This is a genomic window from Candidatus Ozemobacteraceae bacterium (genome assembly GCA_035373905.1).
Classification (GTDB): domain Bacteria; phylum Muiribacteriota; class Ozemobacteria; order Ozemobacterales; family Ozemobacteraceae; genus MWAR01.
On record DAOSOK010000031.1, the window covers coordinates 23,363 to 48,251 of the forward strand.

Consider the following 24,889-nt stretch of genomic DNA (forward strand, 5'->3'; position numbering starts at 1 on the left):
AGGAGCGCCCGCGCTTTGCACGGGAGAATCAGAGTCCAGCGGCCTTGCGGATCGCATCGACCTTGTCGAGCTTTTCCCAGGACAGGTCCAGATCGGAGCGGCCGAAGTGGCCGTAGGCGGCGGTCTGTCTGAAGATCGGGCGGCGCAGGTCGAGGTTCTTGATGATGGCGCCGGGGCGCAGGTCGAAGATGTCCCAGATCAGCTTCTCGATCTTGCGCGGATCGATCTTCTCGGTGCCGTTCGTGGTGACGTGGACCGAAAGGGGCTTCGCGACGCCGATGGCGTAGGCGATCTGGATCTCGATGCTATCGGCGACGCCGGCGGCGACGAGATTCTTCGCAATATAGCGACCCATATAGGCGCCCGAGCGGTCGACCTTGGTCGGGTCCTTGCCGGAGAAGGCGCCGCCGCCGTGCGCAGCCATGCCGCCGTAGGTATCGACGATGATCTTGCGGCCGGTGAGACCGGAATCGCCGTGAGGGCCGCCGACCACGAAGCGGCCGGTGGGGTTCACATAGTATTTGGTATTCGCATCGAGCAGTTCGGCCGGGAAGCAAGGTTTGATGATCTGCGTCACGACGTCCTCGGACAGCTGGGCATGGGTGACATCGGGGTTGTGCTGGACCGAGAGAACGACCGCGTCGACGCGGACGGGCTTGCCGTCGACGTATTCGACGGTAACCTGGCCCTTGCCGTCCGGGCGCAGGTAGGGCAGCTTGCCATTCTTGCGGAGTTCGGCGGCGCGGCGGCAGATCAGGTGAGAGTAATACAGCGGAGCGGGCATCAGCTCGGGAGTCTCGCGGACCGCAAAGCCGACCATCATGCCCTGGTCGCCGGCGCCAATGTTCAGGTCAGCATCCTTGTCGGTGCCGTCGGCAGCCTTGTTGACGCCCTGGGCGATGTCGGGCGACTGTTCGTCGAGCGCGACCATGACGCCGCAGCTCTTGCCGTCGATGCCCCAGTCGGAGTTGGTGTAGCCGATGTCGCAGATCGTCTTGCGGACGATCGACTGCACGTCGACGTAGCACTTGGTCGTGATCTCGCCCATGATGATGGCGAGGCCGGTGGTGACGGCGGTTTCGCAGGCGACGCGACCCCGGGGGTCCTGGGCGAGAATCGCATCGAGAACGGCGTCGGAAATTTGATCGGCAACCTTATCGGGATGCCCTTCGGTAACGGATTCGGACGTGAAGAAGAACCGGTCGCTCACGGGAAGCCTCCATGATGAGGGAATTTGAGGTCCGGCGATTATAGCAACCCCCCTCCCCCCCGTCAAGGCAAACCGTATTTTCCCGCCGGCACAGGACGGCGGCGGCCTCCCGGTGTGGGAAGCCGCCGCAGCCTTGTGCCGGAGCCGCTTATTTCGCGATCCCGCCGTTCGCCTGTGCCTGTCCGGCGGGGGCGTTCATGAGTCGCACGACGTTCTGATAGGCCATTTCGTAACTGAAGATGAACCCGACAACACTGGTTATGAGTACCAGGATGGTAGCCAGCACTCTCATGCGCAACCACCTCCTCGTGACTCCGGCGAAACCCCTATCGGCAGGAATCGCGGATCGCTGAAGGCGGTTCAGCGGGAAACCCCGATTTCGGCCGCAACGTCTTTCCAAGGGCGGTTTTCCGCGACAGCCTTCTCGATCGTCCGGCCGGCGGGGCAGGCGCCGAGGAGGATCGCTCCGCACACGGCTCCCTCCCTGACGACGATCTTGTGGTATACCCCCTCGTCGGGTCTGGTCGCGATGACATGGGCTTCCGCCCGGCCTTGCGCCGCGAGCGCCCCCTCGAGATCGGCCTCGCCGATGCTGAGCAGATCGACTCCCGTCAGTTTCAGACGGAAGCTTTCAGGCGGCATGCCCATGGAAGCGGTCTTCCCCGCCATGCTCTGCCCGGCGCGGTTTCCCCAGTGACGAGCGGCGAGCCAGGTGCCCCACATCCTTCCCTCATGCTCGATGTTGTCTCCCGCGGCGAAAACGCCGTCGACGTTCGTCCGGCAAGCCGCATCGACCCGAATTCCCCGGCCGCATTCGACGCCGAGCTGTTTCGCAAGGCCGAGACGGGGTGCGACGCCGGCGGAGACGACGTAGACATCGCCGTCGAGCGCATCGCCGCCCTGGAGTTTGAGATGCCCGTCGCCCAAGCAGTCAAGCTTCGCCCCGAGATGGAACCGGAAGCCCTGTTTCTCGAGGAGCCCCTGCAGGACCGTGGCGCCCGCCGCATCGAGCTGGCGGGGCATCAGTCGCGGAGCGAGCTCGACAAGTTCGACGGCCAGACCCAGCTTCGTGAGATGGTAGGCGGCCTCGAGGCCGAGAACGCCGCCGCCGATGCAGACGGCGCGCCGCTTTCCCGTCGCCGCGGCGCGGATGGCCTCGGCGTCGGCGGCTTCGCGGAGCACGAACAGGTTTCCGCACCGCTCGCGCCCCTGGATCGGCGGCATGAAGGCGTCGCAGCCGGTCGCGAGGAGCAGGGTGTCCCAGCCGATCGTCTCGCCGTTGTCGAGCCGGACCGTGCGGGCTTTCGCATCGACCGACTCGGCTTTCACGCCCAGCCTGACCTCGATGTTCCGCTCGGCGAACTTCTGCACGGGCGTCATCACGATCTTCTCGATCGTCACGACGCCGGAAATGAGTTCGGGAAGTCGCGTCCGGTAGTAGACGGGCCACGCCTCGCCGGTCACGGCGACGATCTTTCCGGCGTATCCCGAGTCGCGCATCGCAATCGCTGCGGCGGCGCCGGCCACGCCGTTCCCGATCACCACCGTCACCTGTCCGTTCGTCGTCATCTTCCGGGTTCCTCCTTCGTGTGGTCGAGCACCTTCGCGGATTTCAGTATACAACTTCGCGGGGCGGATATGAATGCGTCTTCACGTCTTCCTGCGGCGGGTCTTTGCCGATGGGAACAGGACGTTGTTCAGGATGAGCCTGAATCCCGAGGCGTTCGTCTGGTAATCGCCGAAATTCTCGCCCGGCGTATGGCCGCCGTAGTAGCAGAACACGCCCTTGCCGAGCGTGCCCATGAGATACCGCACCGAAACGCCGTCGTTGTTCTCGGCCAGGATCGTGACGTCCTTCTTCACGAGCGACTTGCGGAACGACGAGGTTTCGCCGCTGAAGCCGCGGATCTCGCGTTCATGGTTCTGGTTGAGCAGGCAGGGGATCGCATCGACCTGCGCCGAGAAGTCGAACAGGCGAAAGCTCGTTCCGGCGCCCGCTTCCGGCACGTCGACGTCCGAGTATTCGTTCGACGAGTCGGCGAACACGGTGAAACCGCCAAACGCAAGACTGCGCGCGTAGTTGAGCGCCCCGGTCGGGTTGTCGACGGGAGGATCGCCGTCGAAGGGGGTGTCGACGATGTCTGTTCCGTCCGCCGCCAGCGAGATGTCGAGCGTCTCGGCGGCGGAGCACATTGCGAAGAGAAACCCCCCGCCATGGACGAAATCGCGGATCCCGGTCGAGACGGCCTGCTTCAGCTGCCAGACCTTCGCGTATCCGCGGGAGCCCGCCAGGTGCGCGTCCTGGGCGTCGTATCCCCGCTTGTGACCCTGGCCCGTGAAGTCCTTGTGATGGATGTGCAGCCAGTCGATGTCCGCCAGTTTTCCGTCGAGAATGCCGTCATCGTATATTGATTGATATCTTATACCGACGTGGTCCAGCAGCATTGCGACGACGTCGCTTCCCTTTTCTCCTTCCGAGGCGAGGTAGATGCCGATGCGGGGGGCCGTCTCGAGAGGAACGACGTCCATGTTCTCGTCCTGCGCCATGGTCAGGAGCGCGTCGAAATCGGTCTTTGGGAGCGGTTCGACGCGGACCTTCGCTGCGGCCGCCTGGCGCCGGATCGCGGGGTCGTCGGGCAAGATGAAGCTGCCGCCGCGGTAGTTGAGAGCCCAGAACACGTCGCTCGCCTTTCGGTCGAGGGCCTGCCAGACGAGGCCGTAACTTCGGCAGAAATCCGTCTGGGCGTTGTCCATGGGCACGAGCAGGAGATCGCCCCCGAAGGCGACGGCAGCAAGAGAGGCCCGCAGGAGAATAGCAATGATTATATAGACTGCGTTTCCGGTTCCCGTCCTTCTCATTTCGCACCCCGCCGCGGCCTGCCGAACAGGAACGTCAGGGGCCGGTCGAGCCGGGCCGCCCACGCCGCTTCCGAATGAACGGCCCCGACGTCGGGGTATGAGAGAAGATCCTTTCCCTTTCTGAATCCGCGCCGTTCCAGGATCCTGGTCATCCGGTGAAAGCCGCGCCAGATGGGAGGTTCAAGATCGCCGGCGTCGAGGTAAAATCGGACGGGGGCCGACGGCAGTTCCCCTTCGGCGGCCAGCTTGAACATCCGGCCCCGGCTGAACCAGAAGGCGGGCGACAGGCAGGCCGCCATCGAGAAAACGTCCGAACGAAGCCATCCCAACTGAAACGAGAAGAGGCCGCCCATGGAAGAACCGCCCACGGCCGTGTGTTCGCGGCCAGGCTTCGTCCGGTAGGCGGCGTCGACGAAGGGCTTGACGACCCCGGTCAGGAACCGCGCGTAGGCCTCGCCCTTCGGCCTGAAGAGGTTGTATTCCTCCATCCGGTCGGGCGTGTTCGCGACGCCGACGATGATGAACTCCTCGATCGCGCCGTCGGTCATGAGGCGCATGGCGGTCTCGTCGAGCTTCCAGTCCTGGCCGCAGAACGAGGTGGCGGGGTCGAAGAGATTCTGCCCGTCGTGCATGTACAGCACCGGATACCGTTTCCGACCGCTGCGGTAAGAGGGCGGAAGCCAGACGAGGATGTCCCGCGGATACTCGAGGCCGTCGCCGGACATGCCGGGATGGAGCCGCAGATCGCCCCTCACCGGGTCGAGTTCGGCGGGAAGCCTGTCCATCCAGTCGGCGACGTGGGTCTCGAACGCGCACTCCGGCCCGTCGATCCGGAACGCCCGGTTGTCAGGCGGAATGTTGCCGGGCGTTTCCGCATAGACCGCCTGGGTTTTCCAGCTGCCTCGGGTCACCTTGAACTCGGCGACGGTCCCGGCCGGAGCGGAGAACCGGCACTCGTATCGCATCCGGCCGACGCGCTCGAGCTTCACCCGATCGGGCTTCCAGTCGCCCAGCGCAGGGATGTTGCCTGCGAGAAAGACGGCACTTCCCCGCGGCAGGGGCGTGTCAAGGCTGACACGGATCGTGACGGGAACCATCGGCGGCCGGCGAACCGGCCGGCCGGAATGACAAAGCCTCGGCATGCAGCATTTCCCCCTGATTCAGCGATTTTCGAGACCGCCCGCCGGAAGAGAGATACCAAGAGAATACCCCATCGTCAACATTGCGGCTGACGAATGACGGAAAACAGGATACAATACGGAGAGAGAGAAGTGGTCGGGGAGGTTCTTCCTATTCTCGATTTTCTGATGGAATCGCTGGCAAAGCCGCATTCTCTGGCGCTCATCCAGGGATGCGGCTGGTGGCTTCTTGCCGCCATTCTGCTCGGCATGCCGACGCCGCTTCGGGGCAGACTGTTCCTCAACACTCTCTGGCCGGCCTTCGTCCTCGCAGGCGTCAATAACCTGACCGGCGCCTTCACGAACTCGGAGTTCCTCGTCGCCGAGAACGTCGATGTCCATTCGTTCCTGATGCTGGTATGCGGTCTTCTGCTCGCCGAATTTCACGGCAAAGCGACCTTTTCCAGTCAGCACGCTCAGGCGGGATTCGGCGTCGTCTGCATCGCGGGAACGGCGTTCCTCGCCGCCCTTCCGCGCGACATTCTTCATGCGGCCGCGCATTTCGTTTTCGGACTGGGCGTAGCGGGAATCGGCCTCCAGCTGTACAGGCTCGGCAGGGCCGCCGTCCAGGGCGCGCCTTTTCCCGGCTGCGTTCTGCCGTCGTTCGCCCTGTTCGGCGCCGCCGTCACCGCGTCCTATACTACATACTATGGAGATCCGGTATCGTTTCTCACGACGTTCCAGACCAGGGATTCGCTCCTTTCTCTCGATTCCATCTATATTCTCCTACAGTTCGGAACCTCTCTCTGCATGCTGCGATGGGCGTCAAGCATCGCGACCGGCACGGGAGCCATCACTCCGGTGAAACCCGGGTATCGCGTCGTCGTGGCCGTTTTGCTGCTCGCCGTGTCGGGGACGCTCCTGGCGCGGCATCTCGAAGTCCAATCGCTCGCCGCGATCGAAGCCGAGACGATCAACCAGGCCAGGAACCTCGCCGAATCGGTGGAAGACAATCTCCGCGAGGATGAGCGGCTCACGTTCCTGGCTTCCCGCCACCCGGCGGTCGCTTCCGCCGCGTCCGGAAGCCCCGCTCAGGCGTGCGATGCGTTCCTTCAAGAGTGCGCCTCGTTGACGCCCGGCTTCCATTGGTTCGTCACCAATGGCCAGGGCCTCATCGTTTCCGCTTCGGCCCGGGAATTGTATGCCACCGCTTCCGCCAACGTCGTTTCCAGACGCCCGTATCTTTCCGACGCCCTCTCGGGAAAGACCGGACGGTATTTCGCCCTGGGTGCAATCGTGAAATCAACCGGGCATTATACGTCCCAACCCGTGCGGGACTCCAGCGGGCGCATCGCGGGCGCCATCGTCCTCAAACGACCGATGAGCACGTTGTCAGCGTCGTTCGGACGCCATCCGCACGCCATGCTCCTCAGCCCCGAGGGAATCATCTTTCTCGGCAGTCGCCGGGAGTGGGATCTCAAACCCTTGTTTCCGCTTCCGCTCGAGCGCAAGACAGAACTGGAAAGATCGGGCCAGTTCGGGGCGATAGCCTCGGAGTCGCTGTTCGGCTTTCCTCTCCCGAAAAGCGGTTTCGTGCGGGCCTTCGACCGGGAAATGCTCTGTTCGCAGGCGCAGCTGAACACGCAGGACTGGCATGTTTTCCTCATGAACGACATGAGCCGTGTTGCGCTTTCCCGGCATCTTCCCCTTGCCCTGAGCCTCTCGATGGTCATCCTGACGCTGGCCTTCCAGATCGGCACGGCGCGTGTCGCCGAGAAGGCCCAGCAGGCCGTGCAGTTCGAACAGCAGTTCAAGAGCGTGTTCGAGAACGCCCCGGAAGGCATCCTGATCGTCGATGCCGACACGCACGCCATCCTGGCGGCCAATCCGTTCCTGCATCGCGCGCTGGGCATCCCTGATCCAGAGCGGATGAAGCAGCTCCGATACGACGACATCTGCCCGGACGGAGCGGGCGATGCGGCGGCGTTCTTCCAGCAACTCGCGAAAGGCGAACCGGCGGCGTTCGAACATCGCCTCCAGTATTCATCCGGGCATGCCTTCCAGGGGGAGATCACCGGTTCCTTCCTGAAAACCCGGGAACGAAACGTCTTCCTGCTCTTCATCCGGGACCTGACCAGCCGCCGGCTCCTCGAAAAAATGCGGAACGAGAGCGAGGAACGGTTCAAAAAGCTGTTCGCCGCTGCTCCGAACGGGTTCATCCTCATCCGGGAAGAAGATCACACGATCGTCGAGGTGAACTCGGCTGCTCTCGAGATGCTCGGCAGACCGTACGAAGAAGTGATCGGACGGGTCTGCCACCAGTTCATCTGCCCTGTCGAGAAAGGGAAATGCCCGATATCGAACCTGCACCAGACGATCGACCACTCGGAACGCGTTCTTATCGGTCACGACGGGGAGCGTGTTCCCATCATCAAGCAGGTGATCAAGCTCGACCTGGGCGGCGTTCCGCATCTGCTCGAAAATTTCATCGACATCCGCCAGCGCAAGGAAATGGAGTTGGCGCTTTCGCGGGCGAAAGAGGCCGCGGAGGCGGCGAGTCTCGAGAAGGGCCGGTTCATCGCTCATATGAGCCACGAGATCCGCACGCCCATGAACGCGCTTCTCGGGCTCATCGACGTTCTTCACGCCGAAGTCACGGCGCCGCGCCAGCAGCATTACCTCTCCCTCATCAGAAGCGCAGGCGAGTCGCTCCTGGCGCTTCTGAACGACATCCTCGACTTTTCGAAAATCGGCGCGGGACGGATGGAGCTCGAGGAATCGCGCTTTGACCTGCCGGCGCTCCTCCAGGCCACGCTCGATCTTCTTTCCGGCAAAGCGGCCGCAAAGCGGATCGACCTGACGGGAGAGATCGACCCGCAGCTTCCCCGCCTGGTCATCGGCGACCAGTTCAGGCTACGACAGGTTCTTTTGAACCTGCTCAACAACGCAATCAAGTTCACCGACGAGGGCAGCGTCCGGCTCTCGGCCGTCCGGCTTCCCTCGACGGATGCCGATGCCGTCGTCATCGCCGTGGAAATCCGCGACTCCGGCATCGGCATCCCGGCAGATCAGATCTCCAGGCTGTTCGAATCCTTCTCCCAGATTCGTTCAAACGGCGTCTCACGCAAGGAAGGCACAGGCCTCGGCCTGACGATCTGCAGACAACTCGTTCGCCTGATGAAAGGCGAGATCTCGGTGACATCCGAACCGGGAAAGGGCTCGACCTTCCGATTCACCGCAACGTTCCGGCTTCCCGAGGCTTCTGAAGCGTCGGCCGGGCAGGAGACGCCCGCGGTGACAGCGGAGAGCAAGGGCGTTTCCGGAACGATCCTGGTTGCCGAAGACAACGATATCAACCGCAAACTCGCCGAAGCGCTCCTGGAATCGGGCGGCTGGAGGGTGGCGTCGGTCGCCACGGGGCGCGAGCTCGTCGAGCGGACGGCCGCCTCGACATTCGATGCCGTTCTTGCCGATATCCAGATGCCCGACATGAACGGGCTGGAAGCCGCCCGGGCCGTTCGGGCACGGGAAGCGAGGACGGGCGGCCATCTTCCGTTGATCGCCCTGACGGGGAACGATGCGTCCGAAAATGCCGGCCTCTTTGCCGAAGCCGGCTTCGACGGGTATCTGCAGAAGCCTTTCACCAGGCAGCAGTTGTTCGACGTCATCGCCGACACGCTTGACAGGCTTCGCGGCGGCGTTTCCGCCACCATCGACGTCGAGCACCTGATGAAACGCGTCTGCGGGGATACCGGCGTGCTTCACAAGATGATCGACATCTTCCTCGCCAAATACCCCGATCAGGTCGCCGCCCTCGAACGCGCATCGGCGGCCGGTGACATGACCGAAACGGCGGCCAGGGCGCACTCGTTGAAGGGTGCAATCGGAACGTACGCCTCGGAAAAGGTTTTCAAAGCGATCGGCGCGGTTGAAGCCGCGGCACGTTCGGGAAACCCCGCCGAGGCCGCCGAGGCTCTGACAGCCTTCGCCCCGCTGCTGCGTTCCTTCGTCAGGGAGCTTCAGGCCCTCCAGGCAAAACTTCGAAAGGAATCCGGCGTCCGCCCGGAACCCCGGCAAACCTCATGAAACCCTCTCCCTTTTTCCGGCTGTTTCTTGCCGTTGCGCTGCTCGGCACGGGCGGCGGGGTTCTCGCGTTCGCGCTGTCGAACATCCTGATGTTTCCCGTTCGCGTCGGTCTGCCCGACAAGGTGCCGGCCATCCCGGGAACTCCTTTCGTCGCCCGGAACGCGGCGGGGCAGAAGATCGCGGCATGGTGGTATCCGGGCGACCCGGCGGCAGGCGCCGTTCTGCTCTGCCACGGGCACTGCGTGAACCATCTTCATATTCTCGACATGGCCGGATTTCTTCACGATGCAGGATACAATATCCTGGCGCTCGATTTCCGGGCGCACGGGCTCAGCGAAGGACGTTACACGACGATCGGCCTTCACGAATGGGAAGACATCGCCGCGGTGCTCGAGGCCGCGGAGGCGAACGGCTTCCTGCCGCCGACCATGCGGCTTGCGGCCTACGGGCGCTCGATGGGGGCCGCCACGCTCGCCAACGGTTCGGCCAGACTCGGACGGATCGGGGCGTTCATCCTCGAGTCCAGCTTCGCCGAGCTCCGGAAGATCGCAGGTCGCGATGTCCGGCGGGTCAGCGGGATTCCCGACGTTTTTCTGCTCGACTGGCTGTTTTCCCTGGCGCGCATGAGAAGCGGCATCGACTACGCGTCGAACCGTCCCGTCGAGGGCATCAAGGGGGTCGGCGGCCGCCCCTTGCTCCTGATTCACGACGGCCTCGATCCCCGGGCGACGCGGGAGGACCACGACAGGCTCAAGGCCGCCGTTCCCGGGGCGAAGGAGATGCTCGTGCCGGACGCGGGCCACGTTCAGGCGCATCGGCCGCCGCCCGCGCCCTTCGAGCCGATCGTCCTTCAGTTTCTGAACGACGCCGGAGTGCTCCCCGCACCTTCAAGATAGCATCATATATATTATATGATATTGTTTTTTCGAAGGGACTTGCCTTCCCCATTTTCTTCGGGTAGAGTGTCCTTGTTTCCGTTCAGGAAAACTCCGGGGCAGTCCCGGACACCTCAAGAGCAAGGAGAGCATCGATGTCCGATTTCAAAAACTCCAAGACGTGTGAAAACCTGCTGAAAGCGTTCGCCGGCGAGTCCCAGGCGAGGAACAGATACTCCTACTACGCGTCGGTCGCCCGCAAGGAAGGCCTTCTGCAGATTTCCGACTTTTTCATCGAGACGGCCGAGAACGAGAAGGAGCATGCCAAGATTTTCCTGAAGCGGCTTCTGCACCACGGCATGAACGAGCAGGTCGTGACCATCCACGAGGCCGGCTACCCCGTCGCCCTCGCCGACACGGTCAAGAACCTCCAGTATGCCGCCGACGGCGAGAAGGAAGAGTGGACGTCGCTGTATCAGTCGTTCGCCGATGTCGCCGAGCAGGAAGGATACAAGGACGTCGCGACGGCGTTCCGCATGGTCGCCAAGGTCGAAAAGCACCACGAGGCCCGGTATCGCAAGCTCCTCGAGAACCTGAAGAACCAGAAGGTGTTCAAGAAGGACGCCAAGACCTCCTGGATCTGCCGCAACTGCGGCCACATCCACGAAGGCGAGGGCGCCCCCAAGCAGTGTCCGGTCTGCGAGCATCCACAGGAATACTTCCAGGTCTGGACCGAAAATTACTGACCCTCGCCACGCAAACGCCCCGCGAAAGCGGGGCGTTTTATTTTGCCAGAAATAGAATTTCACGTTCTTGCACCGGGGGAAAACGATGGTTGCGAAGTTCAGCCTCGCCGGTCGTTCCGGGCCTGCCGAAGGGGCGTGAGGTCGTTCATGCTTCGACAGGCTCAGCACGAACGACGCGGAAGGCTCTTTCGAGAAATTCCGGGGTCCTCAGGACAGCAAATAGAGTTCCTCGCCGTCGACCGACAGCGGTTCGGCGTGGAATCGGCCTGCGAGGCCGTTCCAGACGTTCGCGTCGACGATGATGCCGCCTCGTCCCTTCGTGGCGGCCTCGCATCGGGCGGCCCGGTCGGCGGGAGCGCCGATCAGGGTGGGAAGCAGTCGCCCGCCTTCGCCGCCGAGTCGGCCCCAGAGGATCGTTCCGGCCGCCACGCCGATGCCCGTCTCGATCGTGAAACGGCCGTTGCGCCGCCGCATATCGTTGAACCGGGCGAGCGCCTCCCGCATGCCGAAAGCGGCTTTCACCGCGCGGAGTTCAGGCTCCTCCCCGGCGGAGTCCGGGGGGAAAACGGCGAGAATCGCGTCGCCCAGGTATGTCTCGATCGTCCCACCCGCGGCTCTGATCGGCTCCTCCATCAGGGTGAAGTAGTCGTTCAACAGGGTGACGACGTCCTCCGGATCGTTGATTTCGGACAGCGTCGTGAAGCCGCGGATATCCGAAAACAGAATGGCCGCCGGGATTCTCTCACCGCCCGCCGCCATCTTGGAAGCGCCGGAATCCGCGTTTCGCACGGCGGCCAGAACGCCGTCCGAAACGAACCGCGCCATCCCGGCCCGCTCCGTCAGGCCGCGGGCCATGCCGTTGAAAACGCGGGCCAGATCGCCGAACTCGTCAGGTCGGTCGAGATCGATCCGCCAGCCGAATTCTCCCCCGGTCGTCAGCCGCGTCGCCTCGAGAAACATGGGGAACGGCAGCGTCAGGAAGAACGCCGCGGCAACCGTGACGGCCGACCAGGCGACGGCAATGGCGAGCGCCGCACCAACCCAGCCCGCCTCGGGTTCCCGATGTTTTTTTTCGGCGACGGCAACGCCGATCAGATTTCCATTCGAGAAATACCGGGTGACGGCCAGCGTATCCCGTTGGCGCGGCAGCATGTCGTGCTTTCGCCCCATCCGTTGATTCAGACAGGATTCCGCGAGATACCTCCATTTTTTCCAGAGCCTGTCATCGAACCCGATATTCAAGTCCGAAAGGAGCGGCGGGTTATACGAGTTGATAGTATATACCATATACTTTATATTCCACGAAGCGACCCTCTCGGTAAATTCGGGAGGGCTTTTCCTCAGAAGGCGAAGAAAATACTGCCCGATGACCATGTGCAACCCGCCGTAGGTCATGATTATCCCCTTCGGACGCGTCGCGGCACATGGAACAGGCGAGATCTGCACGCTCATGAACTGGTCGGGATTTCCGAAGGGATTTCCGGCGGAAAGCGGGGAACATGTGATGATTTTTTTGATATAGGATTCGTCGATATATTCGGATGTGATGGCATGAGCCAGATCGATCGTGACCTGCATGGACGTCGCCGCCCCACTCCCGCCCCCACCGTCGGAGGACCCCAGACGAACGAGGGCATCCTGCGAGAATCCTTTCATGAGGCGTTGTATGGGGGTTACCGACGACTGATCTTCATAGGACGACGCTCCCCAGTCCTTCCCGTTGGCGAGAAACACGAGAATGGCTCTGGAGAGGCTGCGCGCAAGGACCTCCTGCATGGCTGTTTCGACGCCCCCCTCGCGATCCGCCGCGGAGATGATCCGCTCACTCCAGGTCTGGAGGGTTTTTGCGCGAATGGTCTGAGCGGACCGCAGTCCTTCATCCAGACGTTCGAGTTGTCGGGACATGTGCGTGAGAGCGATCCGCGGAAGACGGTCTTCGCCGGCCTTCGCCGAAGCCATCGCCATCATGGCGCATCCGCAGCACGGGATCATCGCTCCGAAGGCGAACCCCCAGCCGACCCTGGTTCGCAGGCTTTTTCCGACGGCGTATTCGAACAACGCCAGCCTCAGGCAGACGAGGCTCGTTCCGGCGGAAACGAGCAGCAACCCGACATCGAACCATGGCAATGTCTTCCGCCAGGGATGGGACAACGCCGAAGGTTCGGCGACGACGGCAGGCACGGGGCGGAGACCCGGGCGGGGGCCGGAGCGGCTTCCCTGCCAGAGCGCCTCGTCAGGGCATTCCAGAGGCGGAGCCTGGAGCAGAGCGAGACATCGGGGCCTGTCGATGAACCGCGGCAGATCGCATCGCCCTACCCCCACGATCCTCCGCCGTATCGACGGATTCAGGGACGTTCCGAGCGGAGCCCGGAGCAAAGCCCCTCGCGAAATCGCATTCCCATGGAAAAGCATCACCAGCAGAGCGGTGCAGTCCGTCGAGGAATACGCATTGCCGCGGGGGCCGATGCAAGCCCATCCCGCAGCTTTGTATCCGATCGCCGTTCCGCCGAAATGCACGACATCGATATTGACGCCATATTTCAGATCCGCGAAATGGAAGTCCCCTCCGAACAGCTTTTCAGATATATTTCTAGACGTATAATAGACGGCATCCCTGGTGTCGATTTTCTTCGAAATATCCGCCCGAGAATACATGAGCGGTTCGAGGATCAGGGCGATGTTCTTTTCAACCTCGCTCCTGGTATACCCGGGAAAATACGACATATCGGCATCGATCAGCATGTTCCGGCTCGAGGGAATGAGCATGGCGGCAACCGCCGGCTTCGAGCCGACCCGGGCGGTGACCGAGGCACAGATCCGTTTGAAGCCTGCCTCATCGCAGGCGCGCAGGGCGGCGGCCGAGGCAGGCGAAAGGTTCTCCCTGAACCCGAAATCATCGATCGCGGCCAGAAACGCGCGTTCGAGGGCAGGACCGGTTTCGATCTCATTCTTGAATTCCCGCATCTCATCGATCAGTTGTCGTCTCAGAACCGTGCGCATTCCCTTTTCCTCGTCTTCGAGCCAGAGCCTGACGGCGCTTCGAAGGCCGAGCGCGGGCAGCGCCACGAACAGGAGCCAGACGAGAGCGATCACACCCGCCCACAACCGGCGGTTTTCGACAGGTTCGAAATGCCGCAGGCTCATGCGTTCTCCTCCGGCGCTGCGAGCTCATACATCTGGACGGGCCTGGAACGTCCCTTCACGAAAACGGTACCGAGCAGGGCGTATCGGAACGCCGTCCCCGTCGTCACGATCGTTTCCTCATCGACCAGGATCGGCGAACCGCTTCTCCGGCGGCTCTCGGCTTCGAGCCTCGCCGCAAGATTGACGGTATCGCCGATCACCGTGAAATCCAGACGTCCACTGCGCGAACCGATCTTCCCGCAGATGGCGGTTCCTGTGACGAAGCCGATGGAAACGCGCAACGGTTCCATCTCTCCGCCCGTCCTTTCCCGATTCGCCTCGGCGATGATCCGTTTCATCGCAAGCGCGGCATGCCCGGCCCGGACGGCTGCCGGGAGTTCCGAAGGATGGAACACGCCCATGACGCCGTCGCCGATGATCTTGTCGAGACTGCCTCCGTTGCCGCGGATCGCCAATTCCATACGTGGCAGTATATTATCCAGCAGTGTGAAGATCCCTTCGACCGACGTGTTCGCCGTGATCCGTTCGAAATCGACGATGTGCGCAAACAGGACGCCGACGCAGCGCCGTTCGCCGCCCGGATGCAGGCCCGCGGCATCGTTTCCGCGGACCGTCGTGAGAACTTCGTCGGAAACGAACCGGGCCAGTCGCTCACGCTCGCGGAGGCCGGCCGTCATCACGTTGAACTCGGCCGCCAGCCGTTCGAACTCGTCGCCGGTCTTCAGACGCAGGGCCACGTCGAAACGGCCCGCGGCGACTTCCCGGCCCGCGGCGCCGACGCATTCGAGCGGCAGCGCAAAATTTTTGGTGAGAACATACGTGACGAAGGCGACGAGAAAGAGCGCATACAGGCTCCATCCGCCGATCAGCAGACGGTCATTCCAGGCGTCCTGGGCAGGCAGAACCGGCCGCACGCTGCCGACCGCGACCCCGGGAAATTCCAGGAACGCGCGCACGAACGAGACGCCGCCGGAATCTTCGGGCATGTTCTGCGTCGCGCCGGCCGGCACGGAGAGCGCCCGCCGGGCGAGTTCGTGCATGCGCCGGTCGACGGCCGCCGCCCGCGGCCACACCGTCGCGGGATCGAGCGATGCGCGATCCATGCCGGACGTCGCGAACATGGCGAAATCGACGCACGTCCCGTTCCCGACGTCCGAAAACGGTTCTCTGCGCCGTTCGAGGCTCTGCAGATACATGCCGAGGATGTCGGAACGCCTGAACATGGCATACAACAGCCCGTGCAGGCGTCCTCCCTGTTCTTTCGGATATTTGATCATATATTGAAGCACGATGCTGTCACCGATTCCGGCAAATTTGGGGTCGATTTCCCGCCCATCCAGATACATCATCGAACCGACATCGACGAGGCTGAGATTCTCGGCGATCGCACGACGGCGCCTCGTCCACAGGTTCGAGCGCGGCGGCAGTTCGAGATCGGCCTTCCCAAAACAACCGCTCAGCAGGAACATGCGCACGGTCATCGCGCGCACCACTTCGCCAAGCCGATCGGCCATCATCCGTGTTTTGTCCGAAATGCCGGACCCGGCAACGAAGAATTCCTCGCCTCTCTGCGTGATCATGAACACGACCGGGGCGTGAATCCGCTGCCGCAGGTGTTCCAGATACCGGGTCACCGAAGCCGGCCCGGCCTCGGTCCGCTGCGACAGGCCTTCCTTCATTTGCCACAGGCGGTGTTTGACGGACTCGAAATACCCCAGCAACCCGTTTTCGAGCATCTCGAGACGCTCCGCGATCATCTTTCCCTGTCTATCGCGGTCGATATCCTTCCGATAATCGAGGTAGGAAACCATGACCCCGCTGTATGCGATGAGCGGGAGTACGGTCGCGACCCCCACGGCAACGGCGATCTGGCCGCGAAGCCGTAACGGCAGGAAGAAGCCGCCGATCCTGAGGAAAACGTAGGCGCCGGTTCCGAAAACGATCAGATAAAATCCGGCCAGGAGCCATGGCTGCCAGGATCGGAACGGATGGCGGACGGCGGCCCGTTTCCACCGGAGCATCAGGCTGAACGGCTGGGTGCGTTTGCCAAGGCACCAGTCCTGCAGGAGTTCTCTCGGAGGCGCGCATTCAAGGGTCAGCGCGTCGGCCGAGCGGCTTTCACGAGGGATCACGGCAAGGCGGGGCGTGATTCCTCCGTCCGGCCGCGAGAGCACGGGAGCCAGGAGAAACCGTCGGGGGATGTCGCTGATGCGGAACACGGCCAGGTATCCGCCAAGCAACGGTGCGTCGGGCTTCGGTCCGGAAGCAAGAAAATTCGCATAGGCGAGATACCGGCCTCCGCCGGGGCGCATGCGCATGAACGGCTGGGCCAGGCCCCATCTCAGACCATCGAATGGATCGTTCCCGAACACGCGCTCGAGCAGGCCGGTCCGTCTGATCTGCAGTTCCCTGGCTGCGGATGGGCCGCTCCAGCGGCGTTTGAGCGTGTCGGTTTCCGCGGTATGCCGCCAGATCCTGCGCTCCAGCCAGCCTGCAGCCGACAGCCAGACGGGCTGCATCGTTCCGGCACGGGGAGGCGCGCCCTCCATCAGGGAGGGATCGATCCGAAGGCAGGGGGCAGAGCCGTCCGCACCCGCCGCGAGGAGGAACACCGGCTTGCATCCGATCGTCCGGCGGCACTCCGCGTCGAGTCGGTCGCTCAGCTTCGCCGGATCGAGGCCGGGATGGTCGTCGGCCGCCACCCAGGTGCGGCCGCTGCCCGTATCGGGAAAGCCGATCCGGCGCTCGATCTCGCTCAGCCCCTCCTCGAGCCGTTTCGCCGGCGTGAGCATGGGCTGCAGCTCGCGCATGACATCCAGCATCTCGCGCCTGACCGCCAGCTCGCGCCAGCGCTCCTCGCCGTCGAGCCACTCGTCGACCCTCACGAGCAGAAACAGGAGGGGAAATATCAGGAGGAACAGCCAGGCCGCTGCAATCAGGGCGGCCGAGGGGAAGGCCGGGGTGAGCACCCTTCGGCCGGCATCTCGAGCGACCCCGGAACTCGTCATGGGCAAGGAAGCGGCTTCAAACGGCGAACTTTTTCAGGCGGCGATTCACCGCAGCGCAATCGAACGCGGCGGGATCGAAATCCCCTCCGGCCCACTCAAGCATGTCGTCGAGCTCGTCCTCGTCGGCATCGGGGTCGTCGAGCATGCGCAGGAAATCGGCATACCCCTCACGCCCGCCGACACCGTCCGGCGGAGCGGACCGGGCCCCGTCGACGCAGCACGGGAATGGCCCGTCGCCGGCCTCCCGCGGGCGTTCCGACTCCAGACGGCATATCACGCGCCAGGGCTCGTCCGGCTCGTAGTCGTAGGCGAACTCTCGCTTCGGGTTGTCGAGCAACTCGGCGAGAGTCCGGGAAGCAGGTCCGCTCGCGGCCTCGGGCCATTCGCCGATCGGGTGGATTCCGGCCGGCGTCACGAAACACGCCGGATACTCGTTTCGCCATCCCATCGCGGCCTGGATCACCTTGTGAAGCTCAGGCAACAGGATATTCCCCTGGATATCAACAAGCCGCCACACGGATGGAGAGAGGCCGGTAATCTCGAGTCTGAGGCGAACTACGGCGCTTCCGCCAGATGCACTGTCGTTCATGTGTTTCCTTTCTGCTTCTGCGGTTCGAGGCGGGTGATGACCGCGATCGTCACATCGTCCCCCCACCTCACCGGATGTGTGAAATCCCGGAGCCGGCGATGCAGACGCGAGATCAGTCCCATCGCATCCACCTCAACGGCCTCCTCGTCCATGATACGATGCCACCGTTCATAATCAAGCTGCTGTCCGTTCCGGTCGACGGCCTCGGGAATGCCGTCCGTATACAGCAGAAGACGGTCGCCCGGCTCGAGCGCGACGCTCATCGCGGGCCATATTCCGCGCTTTCTCACGCCAAGGGGAAAGCTTCCCTCTCGCAGGATATACTCGACTCCGCCTTTTCGCCGGAGGATCGCCGGATAACAGTGGCCTGCGTTGGCCAGCAGCAGCGTTCCGTCAGGCTTCATCAGGCCGGCGAGGGCGGTCATCATTTTGAGTTTCCGCGTGGTCGAGAGAAGAACGGCGTTCATCTGCTCCAGCAGGGCCCCCGGCTCGGTCGTGCCCGATCTGACGAGATTTCCGAACGCCGCCTTTGCCATCGCGACGACGAGCGCCGCGGAAACCCCATGGCCGGAAACGTCCCCGAGCATGAAGACGACGCTTCCGTCGGCGCACACCCGGGCGTCGTGATAATCGCCGCCGACCTCGCTCGACATCTCGCTGACGCCTCGGTACGCCCACGCCGCCGTCGACACCTCGCCCGCAGGCAGCAGCTTCTGCTGGACGATCTTTGCGACTTCCAACTCCTCCATGCCGGCGAGGGTGTCGTTGAACGTGTCGGCAAGGTGCTCGAGTTCGTCGCCGGTCGCGATCGAGATGCGGTGATCGAGCCGTCGAGCTTCCATGGCGTCGACGCCCGCCATCAGCAGCGAAACCGGGCGGATGACCCCCTGCCAGACGCGAAGGCAAAGAACGATGAGAATCAGACTCATGCCGGCCGCCACGGCAATCAGTCGGACGTGAAGCGAGCGAACCCGTTCCTGCACGAGATCCCAGGGAAGAACGCCGACCAGATAATAGCTCCATACCTGCCGGCAGTTGAGGGCCGCCATGATCGCGGGCTTTCCCTCGAATCTGACGATGTCGCTGCGAAGAACATTCGGCGGCTCGAGGCGGCGAAACAGCTTCGAAAACTTCAGGTCGTCGTCGAGGCCCGGATATGCGAGGGTGAACGAACGATCCGACACGGCGTACAATCGCATTCCGTCTTTCTGATCAGGCCAGGCCGACAGGAGTTCATCGAAAAACTGCGCAGCAAGGCTGCAGGAATGATGATACACCCCGAAGCCCGCCACGGCCGCCCCCGAAATGCCTCGGATGACGTCGAGGTAGGTGATGAGAGCGCCGTCCTCGTTCGACGTGACGGTGAAATTCCCAAGATTGCTCAACATCAGCGACACGACCCCGCCGCCGAAGGTCGAACCGGACATACCTGTCGTGACGAGGGTCGTCAAGTCCTCCCGGCCGTCCGGACCGGACGGTATATTTTTCCAGATATTATACTGCCCAATCGCCGCCCGGATAAGCTGTGAAGCGAGCCGGGCGGCCGTTCCCCGCCCAAATATGTAGTCGCCGAGATATTTTTCGCGGGGACATCCCGTTTCGGGCAACGAAAGAAGCCAGTGGAATTCCCCCTGGGGACTGTCTCCGTGCCGTCGGTACAGGCTTTCGAGGGTGTGCAGCATGCGCTGTTTCGGCCATCGGGCCATTCTTCGCAACAGCATCCGGCTGTCGGAGTTTTCGCGCCAGTACAGACCGTTTCGGTCGACGAGAAAGACGGTATCCACGGTGCCGTTTTCTTCCCAGTCTTTCGTTTCTTCCAGGAGCCTGAATTTCGGCGTGTCCGTCGCAAACCGGCGGATTTCGATGCCATGGTTGCTCGAAACGGGAACCATCGGGCCACGATCATCCCTGGCGAACTCGGCCTCGAATCGGGCCCGCCACAGCCTGTATCTGGTTGCGAGACGTTCCATCAGCGCGGGAAGTTTCTGGTCGATTCTCACCAGTCGCTGCTCCAGTTCCTGGCGTATCGAGGCCGTGACCGCGCGGGTTCTGCTTTCGGAAAAATGCCGCCAGAAAACGACCGACAGGCAGAAGGGAAGGACCCCGGCAACGCCGATGACCACCAGGAGCAGACTCGACAGAGCGGGAGCCCTTCCCGTCGCGAAACAAAGCCATCGGATGCAGGGCACGATCCACAGCATCAGGATCACCCACGACACGGGCGGCAACCGCGGCACGATCACGGGAACGACCCGCAAAAGAAGCATCCGCTCACGGAATGAACCCACGGCGACGTATCTCCCGTTCGCACGGAACGCGTCTTCGCCCCGGGAAAAGAAATCGCGCTCGAACCGCTTCACCGTCTTTACGGAGAGGCCGCTCAGGAGGCGGCTCCGTTCCGGCTTCAACCGATCGAACCATCCGATGCGGATGCCCGCCCGTCGCAGATCCGCGTCGATCCACCCGAGAACGGCATCGTTCTCGATCGATTTCATTTCAGCGATAGCAAGCATGCCGGCTATTGATGCGGGAGCGACGGCATCACGCCAAAACCAGTATCCCCAGCATGCCATCGATCGCTTGTTGAGCTGGACGATACGGTCGGGACGAGCCGTCAGATCGATCCAGGAAACGTCGTCGAGCATCTTTCTGCCCCCTGGAAACATGCTTTCGTTCATGTCGTAACTTTTCATCCAGGGAGTGCGCAGGGCCGCGAACATTCTCTCCATCAAGACCGGATCGGAGGCAACGCCGCTGACCAGGCGTCCGGAACCGTCGAACAGCCAGATCTTCCCGTTCACCGCCGCCAGCCGGGAAACGATCTGACGATATCTCGGTTCGAATGGCGCCGTGGCGGCGTTCGAACCGATGATGCGCTTTTTGAGACTTACGCAGAGATGTCCGAGGTATTTCGCGTCGTTCGATGCCTGCCCGATGCGCCTCAGCAGAGCGTGCGCGGCGGCCAGTTTTCTCTCCTGCGTCTCGTCTGCCATGCGAACGCCAATGGCATACGCTCCGACGAAGTGCAGGGCCAGCAGCAGGCACACCCAAGCGAGCCTCACGCGGTCTCTCCCCCTTCCGTTGCGCCAGAGGAGCGTGAAAGGATCAACAGAGTCTGGTCATCCGCCGGAACCGTTCTTCCGGACCATTCAGCAACCAATCCGAGCAGTGCTTCCGCCATTTCGCCGGGCGGCAAGTTCCTGAGTCGTGCAATGGCCGCGCGCAATCGATCATAGCCGAAGGGGGCGCCTGTCCGGTCGAGCGCCTCGGGAAGTCCATCAGAATACAGCACCAGGCAGCCTCCGGGCGGAATTGCGACCCGGGTTTCGGTAAACGAGGCCGTGCGGCGGGAGCCGAGGGGATAGCCAGTCGTCCCGATCAGTTCCGTCACTCCCCCGGGATGCGCCAGGATCCCATAGGGGTGGCCGGCGGCGGCGGCGGCGAGTTCTCCGGTGGAAGGATCGAAGATTCCCAGCCAGAGCGACATCGGCCGAAGGCGGCCCGCCTGCTCGCCGAACGTTTCATTCATTTTCAGCAAGGTTTCGGCCGGCCCGCATTGGCGCCTGAGCTGCATCCCCAGTTCGACCTTCGCCGCGGCCGTGACGAGGGCGGCCGGAATGCCGTGTCCGACGACGTCGCCGACGGCGATCATGATCTTGCCGTCGGGCAGCGCCGCCCAGTCGTGATAATCGCCGCCCAGGTCCGCCGTCGGCACGCATCGGCCGGAAACCCGCCAGTCGCGGCCGTTGAGGTCCTCTTCGGGCCAGAGTTGTTCCTGGACGGAGCGAGCGATCTGCAGATCGCGGAGGTTTTCCGCAACCAGATTGACTCGTTCCCCGAGCCGGTCGAGTTCATATACTCCACCATATTTCACATTGGAGGAAAAGACGCGCTGTCGTATCGATTCGAGACCGTTTTCCAGTTGTTTCAGAGGCCGCAGGATCCGAGTGGCGACAGCGACGGTCACTCCGACAACAAGGGCCAGAATCGCCAGCGACAGGCCTGCCATCCGCCTGTTGAGAATTCCCGTCCATTCGCGGATGCGATTCATCGGCTCGGCGATCATCAGCACGTATCCTTCGACCCGGATGCCGGGGAACGCCGTAAGCAGGTAATCCCGCCCATGGATGCGCGTTGTTCCGTGCACCGGAAGCCGACCGCCGGCGACCCTGTCACGCCATCGTCTCAATTCGAGATCCTCGCCGGTCGATCGTTTCGGAAACGACCGCCAGGACGGATCGGGCGAGAGCGGAACGGCCGCGAAACGCGGACCGTCTTCCTTCCACGGCCACTGCGCGGCAACCCGGCCGAGATATTTCTGCTGAGCCCGGCTCGAATCGTGCATGGCCAGTAAAACGGCCCGGGGACGGCCGGAAGCCTTTTTCGCGACCCCGGCATACATGATAGTGCTCCTGTTCAGCAGATTCTGGAATTGTATATGCTTGCCGGAGCGAATGCCAAAATACAGGGTATTGGCGATCGCATCCGTGATGATTTTTCCATCCTGCCGATCCCCCGACAGCGGGCGGGCTTTGCCCAGGTATTCGAGCATCAGGGCCAGTCCAATCTCCATCATGAAGGTCCTGTTTTGTTCGAGTTGCCGAGGCGAACTGATGCCGCTGTCGAAAAACCTGACATTCGGAACGCCATCGACTATTACTATACCATTCAGTATAGATTTGACCTTCCCGACCTGAGGTTTGACGTGACGAATGAGAACATCGACCGGATCGGCCTTCGGAAACCCACCCGCCTTCTTCAGCGCCACGTCATACTCCCGCAACGCGGGAAACAGTTCCGACAGGAAATCCTGATCTATGCGCGCGAGAAGGCGGAGATGGCGTTTTTTGCACTCCTCGATGAAAACACGTTCCCGGTCGGCCCGGTCGAACAGAACCGTCATCATCAAACCGCCCAGCAGCAGGCCGCCGCCGGTCACGAACAGAATCGTCAACGTGCCGCGCAGCCCCGTCCGGCGCGAAACCGCAGGTCCGAACATCAGAACGGCCAGCGCAAGCATCGCGCAGAGAACGGAATACAGGACAATCGCCTCCGTCGCACGGAAGCCTGCCGGCGGCAAGGCGTTCGACAGCGCGAACAACCGCTCCCCGCGTGCTCCATCGGCGAGAAGGACGGAATGACCGTTCCAGGGAAGCTCGGCCACATCCGGCGGGGCGGAGGCGATGCGCTTCCCGAGACCGTCAGGCCAGGAAACATACCCGGGTCTCAGGCGGGACGGCTCGTACGGATGAACCCAACCGACGGTCATATCCCTTCCGACGAGCTTTTGGGCTTCAGATACGGCTCTGTCCATCAGCCGATCGGGCTCTATCGTACCCCTGTGCACGAACGCGACCAGATGTCCCAGCACTCTGCCCGAACGGGTTCGCACGGTCCACCAGCCGCCCCACGAACGGACGAACGCGTTCTCGAGCTTCACCAGCGCCCCCGGGGATTCGGCCATCAGGCGCGCCGACTCGGGATCGCCGCCGAATGCGGCCAGCAACTTCGGCTGCGCGTCTTCCCCGCCCGAGACCAGAGCCCCCATGAACCGCTCGGAAGCGCGCCTCGGCGGCGGGGTCCGGCCGGGGAGGGGCACGAGGCGTCTGTCGGCGTCGAAGACGGTCAGATCGAGCGCACCCTGCTCCTTCTTCACAAGAGCGGCCGCCCTGCGGGCAAGGGCCTTCGGCGTCAGAGGCGTGCGCGCAAGCTGAGAAATCAGCTCGTTATAGCGCTTTTCCGGGTTTCCGAGAACCGTCAGACGCATGAGAACGTCGCGCCGGTTCAAAAGATCGGTTTCTGCGGCGGAGAGCACGGAGGATTCCCGCCACATGCCGATCAGCCACAGACCGGCAAGCCAGGGAACGCCGACGAACGTCAGCACGACGAGCAGGAGGCCGGATCGCAGGGAGCCCGCCCCCGGACTCTCCGGCCTTCCGTTCATCGCCGCATCCGCCATGAAGAGCGAGATTCAGCTCAGAGTCGCCGCTTGCGGAAGAGGTAGTGCGAAACGCCCCACTCTTCCCCGCCCCAGCAGCCGAACATCTCGGCGATGGAGAGAAAGAAGGCGCGCCAGCGGTGGAACCAGAGGGTCCCCCGGGTCTTGCCGTAGATTTCCTCGAGAATCGGCAGGAGGTCGGCGCGGGAGGCGTCGAGCCGCTGCAGCCAATGCTCCGCGGTCATCGCGTAGTGCAGGCCGCTGAGCCGCCAGTGGTCGACGATCGACATCTCGTCCTGGAAATGCAGCAACAGGTCGTCGGAGGGCATCAGGCCGCCTGTGAAGAACCGCTTTCCCATCCAGTCGTCGTCGCTGATCGATTCGTAGACGTAGGCGAGCTCGCGATGCATGAACATGTGCGCGAAGAACAGGCCGCCGTCCTCGAGCCAGCCGGCGATGCGCCGCATCAACTCCTGGTAGTTGCGGCACCGTTCGAGTGTTTCTATCGCTATAATACGATCGTACTTTTTTGCCGCGAAGAAATGGGCGAGGTCCGAGACGACGACCTCGACGTTTTTCAGGTCGCGCTGGCGGGCGAGCCGCGTCACATGCTGGCACTGGACGACGGACCGGGTGACCGCCGTGATGCGCGCCTCGGGAAACCGCTCCGCCATCCACAGCGTCAGGTCGCCCCAGCCGCAGGAGAGGTCGAGGATCTTCAAGCCGTTCTCGAGCCGCGCGCGCTCGGCCGTCAGCCGCAGCATCGACTCTTCGGCGTCTTCGAGGCTTTCCGAGCCGAAGGGGTAGTAGCAGCAGGTGTACCGGAGGCGCGGCCCCAGCACGCGGCTGAAAAACTCCTGCGGAACCTCGTAATGGCTGCGCGCGCCCTGCTCCTCGGCGACGGTGATCGGACTGAGCCTGAGTCGCGCCAGCAGCGTTCGGAACGCGTCTCCGCGGGATTCCAGGTCGCCCCGGTGCTCGGAATACAGCCTGGCCCAGTTGAGGGCCCGCAGCCCGAGCCGTATGAGGAAATCCGGCATGAAGCCGGTCTCGACGAGTCGCATCGCGATGCGTGATAACAGTCTCATGGTCCGTATGCTCCTCAGGTCGCCATCGCCGCGGCGAAGGCCGACTTAACCTTCCTTTTCAGGTCTCTTGACTCCCCCCGAGTATACGTCTTCCCGCCCCGAATTCCAACCGGGAGGAATCGGCCGGTTCTCTTCGCGACTGTTTTCCGTTCGTGCTGAGCCTGTCGAAGCACGAGTTCCGTTTGCCCTTCGACAAGCTCAGGGTGAGCGGATACGTGATTCTGCAAC

The 24,889-nt window shown here is 62.9% G+C and carries 14 protein-coding genes; 3 read left to right on the top strand and 11 right to left on the bottom strand.

Annotated elements, in window-relative coordinates:
* Positions 1–28: 28 nt before the first annotated feature.
* From metK to PLU72_14870, 5 genes are all read right to left on the bottom strand, one after another.
* Positions 29–1,210 (bottom strand): methionine adenosyltransferase, encoded by a 1,182-nt coding sequence (gene metK, locus PLU72_14850; GenBank protein ID HOT29456.1) that lies wholly within the window; start codon positions 1,208–1,210, stop codon positions 29–31.
* Between the two features lie 148 nt (positions 1,211–1,358).
* Positions 1,359–1,502 (bottom strand): hypothetical protein, encoded by a 144-nt coding sequence (locus PLU72_14855; GenBank protein ID HOT29457.1) that lies wholly within the window; start codon positions 1,500–1,502, stop codon positions 1,359–1,361.
* 68 nt (positions 1,503–1,570) lie between these two features.
* Complete coding sequence (locus tag PLU72_14860) at positions 1,571–2,779, bottom strand: FAD-dependent oxidoreductase (GenBank protein ID HOT29458.1); 1,209 nt, start codon at positions 2,777–2,779, stop codon at positions 1,571–1,573.
* An 81-nt stretch (positions 2,780–2,860) separates the two neighbouring features.
* Positions 2,861–4,069: an asparagine synthetase B gene (locus PLU72_14865; GenBank protein HOT29459.1), complete on the bottom strand. Its 1,209-nt coding sequence runs from the start codon at positions 4,067–4,069 to the stop codon at positions 2,861–2,863.
* A complete protein-coding gene (locus tag PLU72_14870) occupies positions 4,066–5,211 on the bottom strand; it encodes an alpha/beta hydrolase-fold protein (protein ID HOT29460.1) in 1,146 nt (381 codons plus the stop codon). Before PLU72_14870 ends, PLU72_14865 begins: the two co-directional genes overlap by 4 nt.
* Before the next feature lie 129 nt (positions 5,212–5,340).
* Between PLU72_14870 and PLU72_14875 the strand changes: the two genes are divergently transcribed.
* The 3 genes from PLU72_14875 (at position 5,341) to PLU72_14885 (ending at position 10,894) form a co-directional block, all read left to right on the top strand.
* Positions 5,341–9,273 carry an ATP-binding protein gene (locus PLU72_14875; protein HOT29461.1) on the top strand — a complete coding sequence of 1,311 codons (3,933 nt, stop codon included), beginning with the start codon at positions 5,341–5,343 and terminating at the stop codon, positions 9,271–9,273.
* On the top strand, positions 9,270–10,169 hold the full coding sequence (locus PLU72_14880; protein HOT29462.1) for an alpha/beta hydrolase: 900 nt from the start codon (positions 9,270–9,272) through the stop codon (positions 10,167–10,169). The genes PLU72_14875 and PLU72_14880 overlap by 4 nt, the downstream gene beginning before the upstream one ends.
* Positions 10,170–10,303: 134 nt before the next feature.
* A complete protein-coding gene (locus tag PLU72_14885) occupies positions 10,304–10,894 on the top strand; it encodes a rubrerythrin family protein (GenBank protein HOT29463.1) in 591 nt (196 codons plus the stop codon).
* A 207-nt stretch (positions 10,895–11,101) separates the two neighbouring features.
* Here PLU72_14885 and PLU72_14890 read toward each other — a convergent pair whose 3' ends face one another.
* From PLU72_14890 to PLU72_14915, 6 genes are read right to left on the bottom strand one after another with little or no spacing between them, the layout of a single operon-like run.
* Positions 11,102–14,038 (bottom strand): adenylate/guanylate cyclase domain-containing protein, encoded by a 2,937-nt coding sequence (locus PLU72_14890; protein HOT29464.1) that lies wholly within the window; start codon positions 14,036–14,038, stop codon positions 11,102–11,104.
* Positions 14,035–17,046, bottom strand: coding sequence for an adenylate/guanylate cyclase domain-containing protein (locus PLU72_14895; GenBank protein ID HOT29465.1), 3,012 nt, complete (start codon positions 17,044–17,046; stop codon positions 14,035–14,037). Before PLU72_14895 ends, PLU72_14890 begins: the two co-directional genes overlap by 4 nt.
* 16 nt (positions 17,047–17,062) lie before the next feature.
* On the bottom strand, positions 17,063–17,635 hold the full coding sequence (locus tag PLU72_14900; protein ID HOT29466.1) for a plasmid pRiA4b ORF-3 family protein: 573 nt from the start codon (positions 17,633–17,635) through the stop codon (positions 17,063–17,065).
* Positions 17,632–20,697, bottom strand: a complete 3,066-nt coding sequence (locus PLU72_14905) for a SpoIIE family protein phosphatase (protein HOT29467.1) — start codon at positions 20,695–20,697, stop codon at positions 17,632–17,634. The genes PLU72_14900 and PLU72_14905 overlap by 4 nt, the downstream gene beginning before the upstream one ends.
* On the bottom strand, positions 20,694–23,579 hold the full coding sequence (locus tag PLU72_14910) for a SpoIIE family protein phosphatase (GenBank protein HOT29468.1): 2,886 nt from the start codon (positions 23,577–23,579) through the stop codon (positions 20,694–20,696). The genes PLU72_14905 and PLU72_14910 overlap by 4 nt, the downstream gene beginning before the upstream one ends.
* Before the next feature lie 32 nt (positions 23,580–23,611).
* Positions 23,612–24,661, bottom strand: coding sequence for a class I SAM-dependent methyltransferase (locus PLU72_14915; GenBank protein ID HOT29469.1), 1,050 nt, complete (start codon positions 24,659–24,661; stop codon positions 23,612–23,614).
* Positions 24,662–24,889: the final 228 nt, after the last annotated feature.

Excerpts from the sequence above, each read along its gene's own strand:
- PLU72_14855 (HOT29457.1), bottom strand. The coding sequence starts at position 1,502 with ATGAGAGTGCTGGCTACCATCCTGGTACTCATAACCAGTGTTGTCGGG.
- PLU72_14860 (HOT29458.1), bottom strand. The coding sequence starts at position 2,779 with ATGACGACGAACGGACAGGTGACGGTGGTGATCGGGAACGGCGTGGCC.
- PLU72_14865 (HOT29459.1), bottom strand. The coding sequence starts at position 4,069 with ATGAGAAGGACGGGAACCGGAAACGCAGTCTATATAATCATTGCTATT.
- PLU72_14870 (HOT29460.1), bottom strand. The coding sequence starts at position 5,211 with ATGCCGAGGCTTTGTCATTCCGGCCGGCCGGTTCGCCGGCCGCCGATG.
- PLU72_14880 (HOT29462.1), top strand. The coding sequence starts at position 9,270 with ATGAAACCCTCTCCCTTTTTCCGGCTGTTTCTTGCCGTTGCGCTGCTC.
- PLU72_14885 (HOT29463.1), top strand. The coding sequence starts at position 10,304 with ATGTCCGATTTCAAAAACTCCAAGACGTGTGAAAACCTGCTGAAAGCG.
- PLU72_14890 (HOT29464.1), bottom strand. The coding sequence starts at position 14,038 with ATGAGCCTGCGGCATTTCGAACCTGTCGAAAACCGCCGGTTGTGGGCG.
- PLU72_14895 (HOT29465.1), bottom strand. The coding sequence starts at position 17,046 with ATGACGAGTTCCGGGGTCGCTCGAGATGCCGGCCGAAGGGTGCTCACC.
- PLU72_14900 (HOT29466.1), bottom strand. The coding sequence starts at position 17,635 with ATGAACGACAGTGCATCTGGCGGAAGCGCCGTAGTTCGCCTCAGACTC.
- PLU72_14910 (HOT29468.1), bottom strand. The coding sequence starts at position 23,579 with ATGAACGGAAGGCCGGAGAGTCCGGGGGCGGGCTCCCTGCGATCCGGC.
- PLU72_14915 (HOT29469.1), bottom strand. The coding sequence starts at position 24,661 with ATGAGACTGTTATCACGCATCGCGATGCGACTCGTCGAGACCGGCTTC.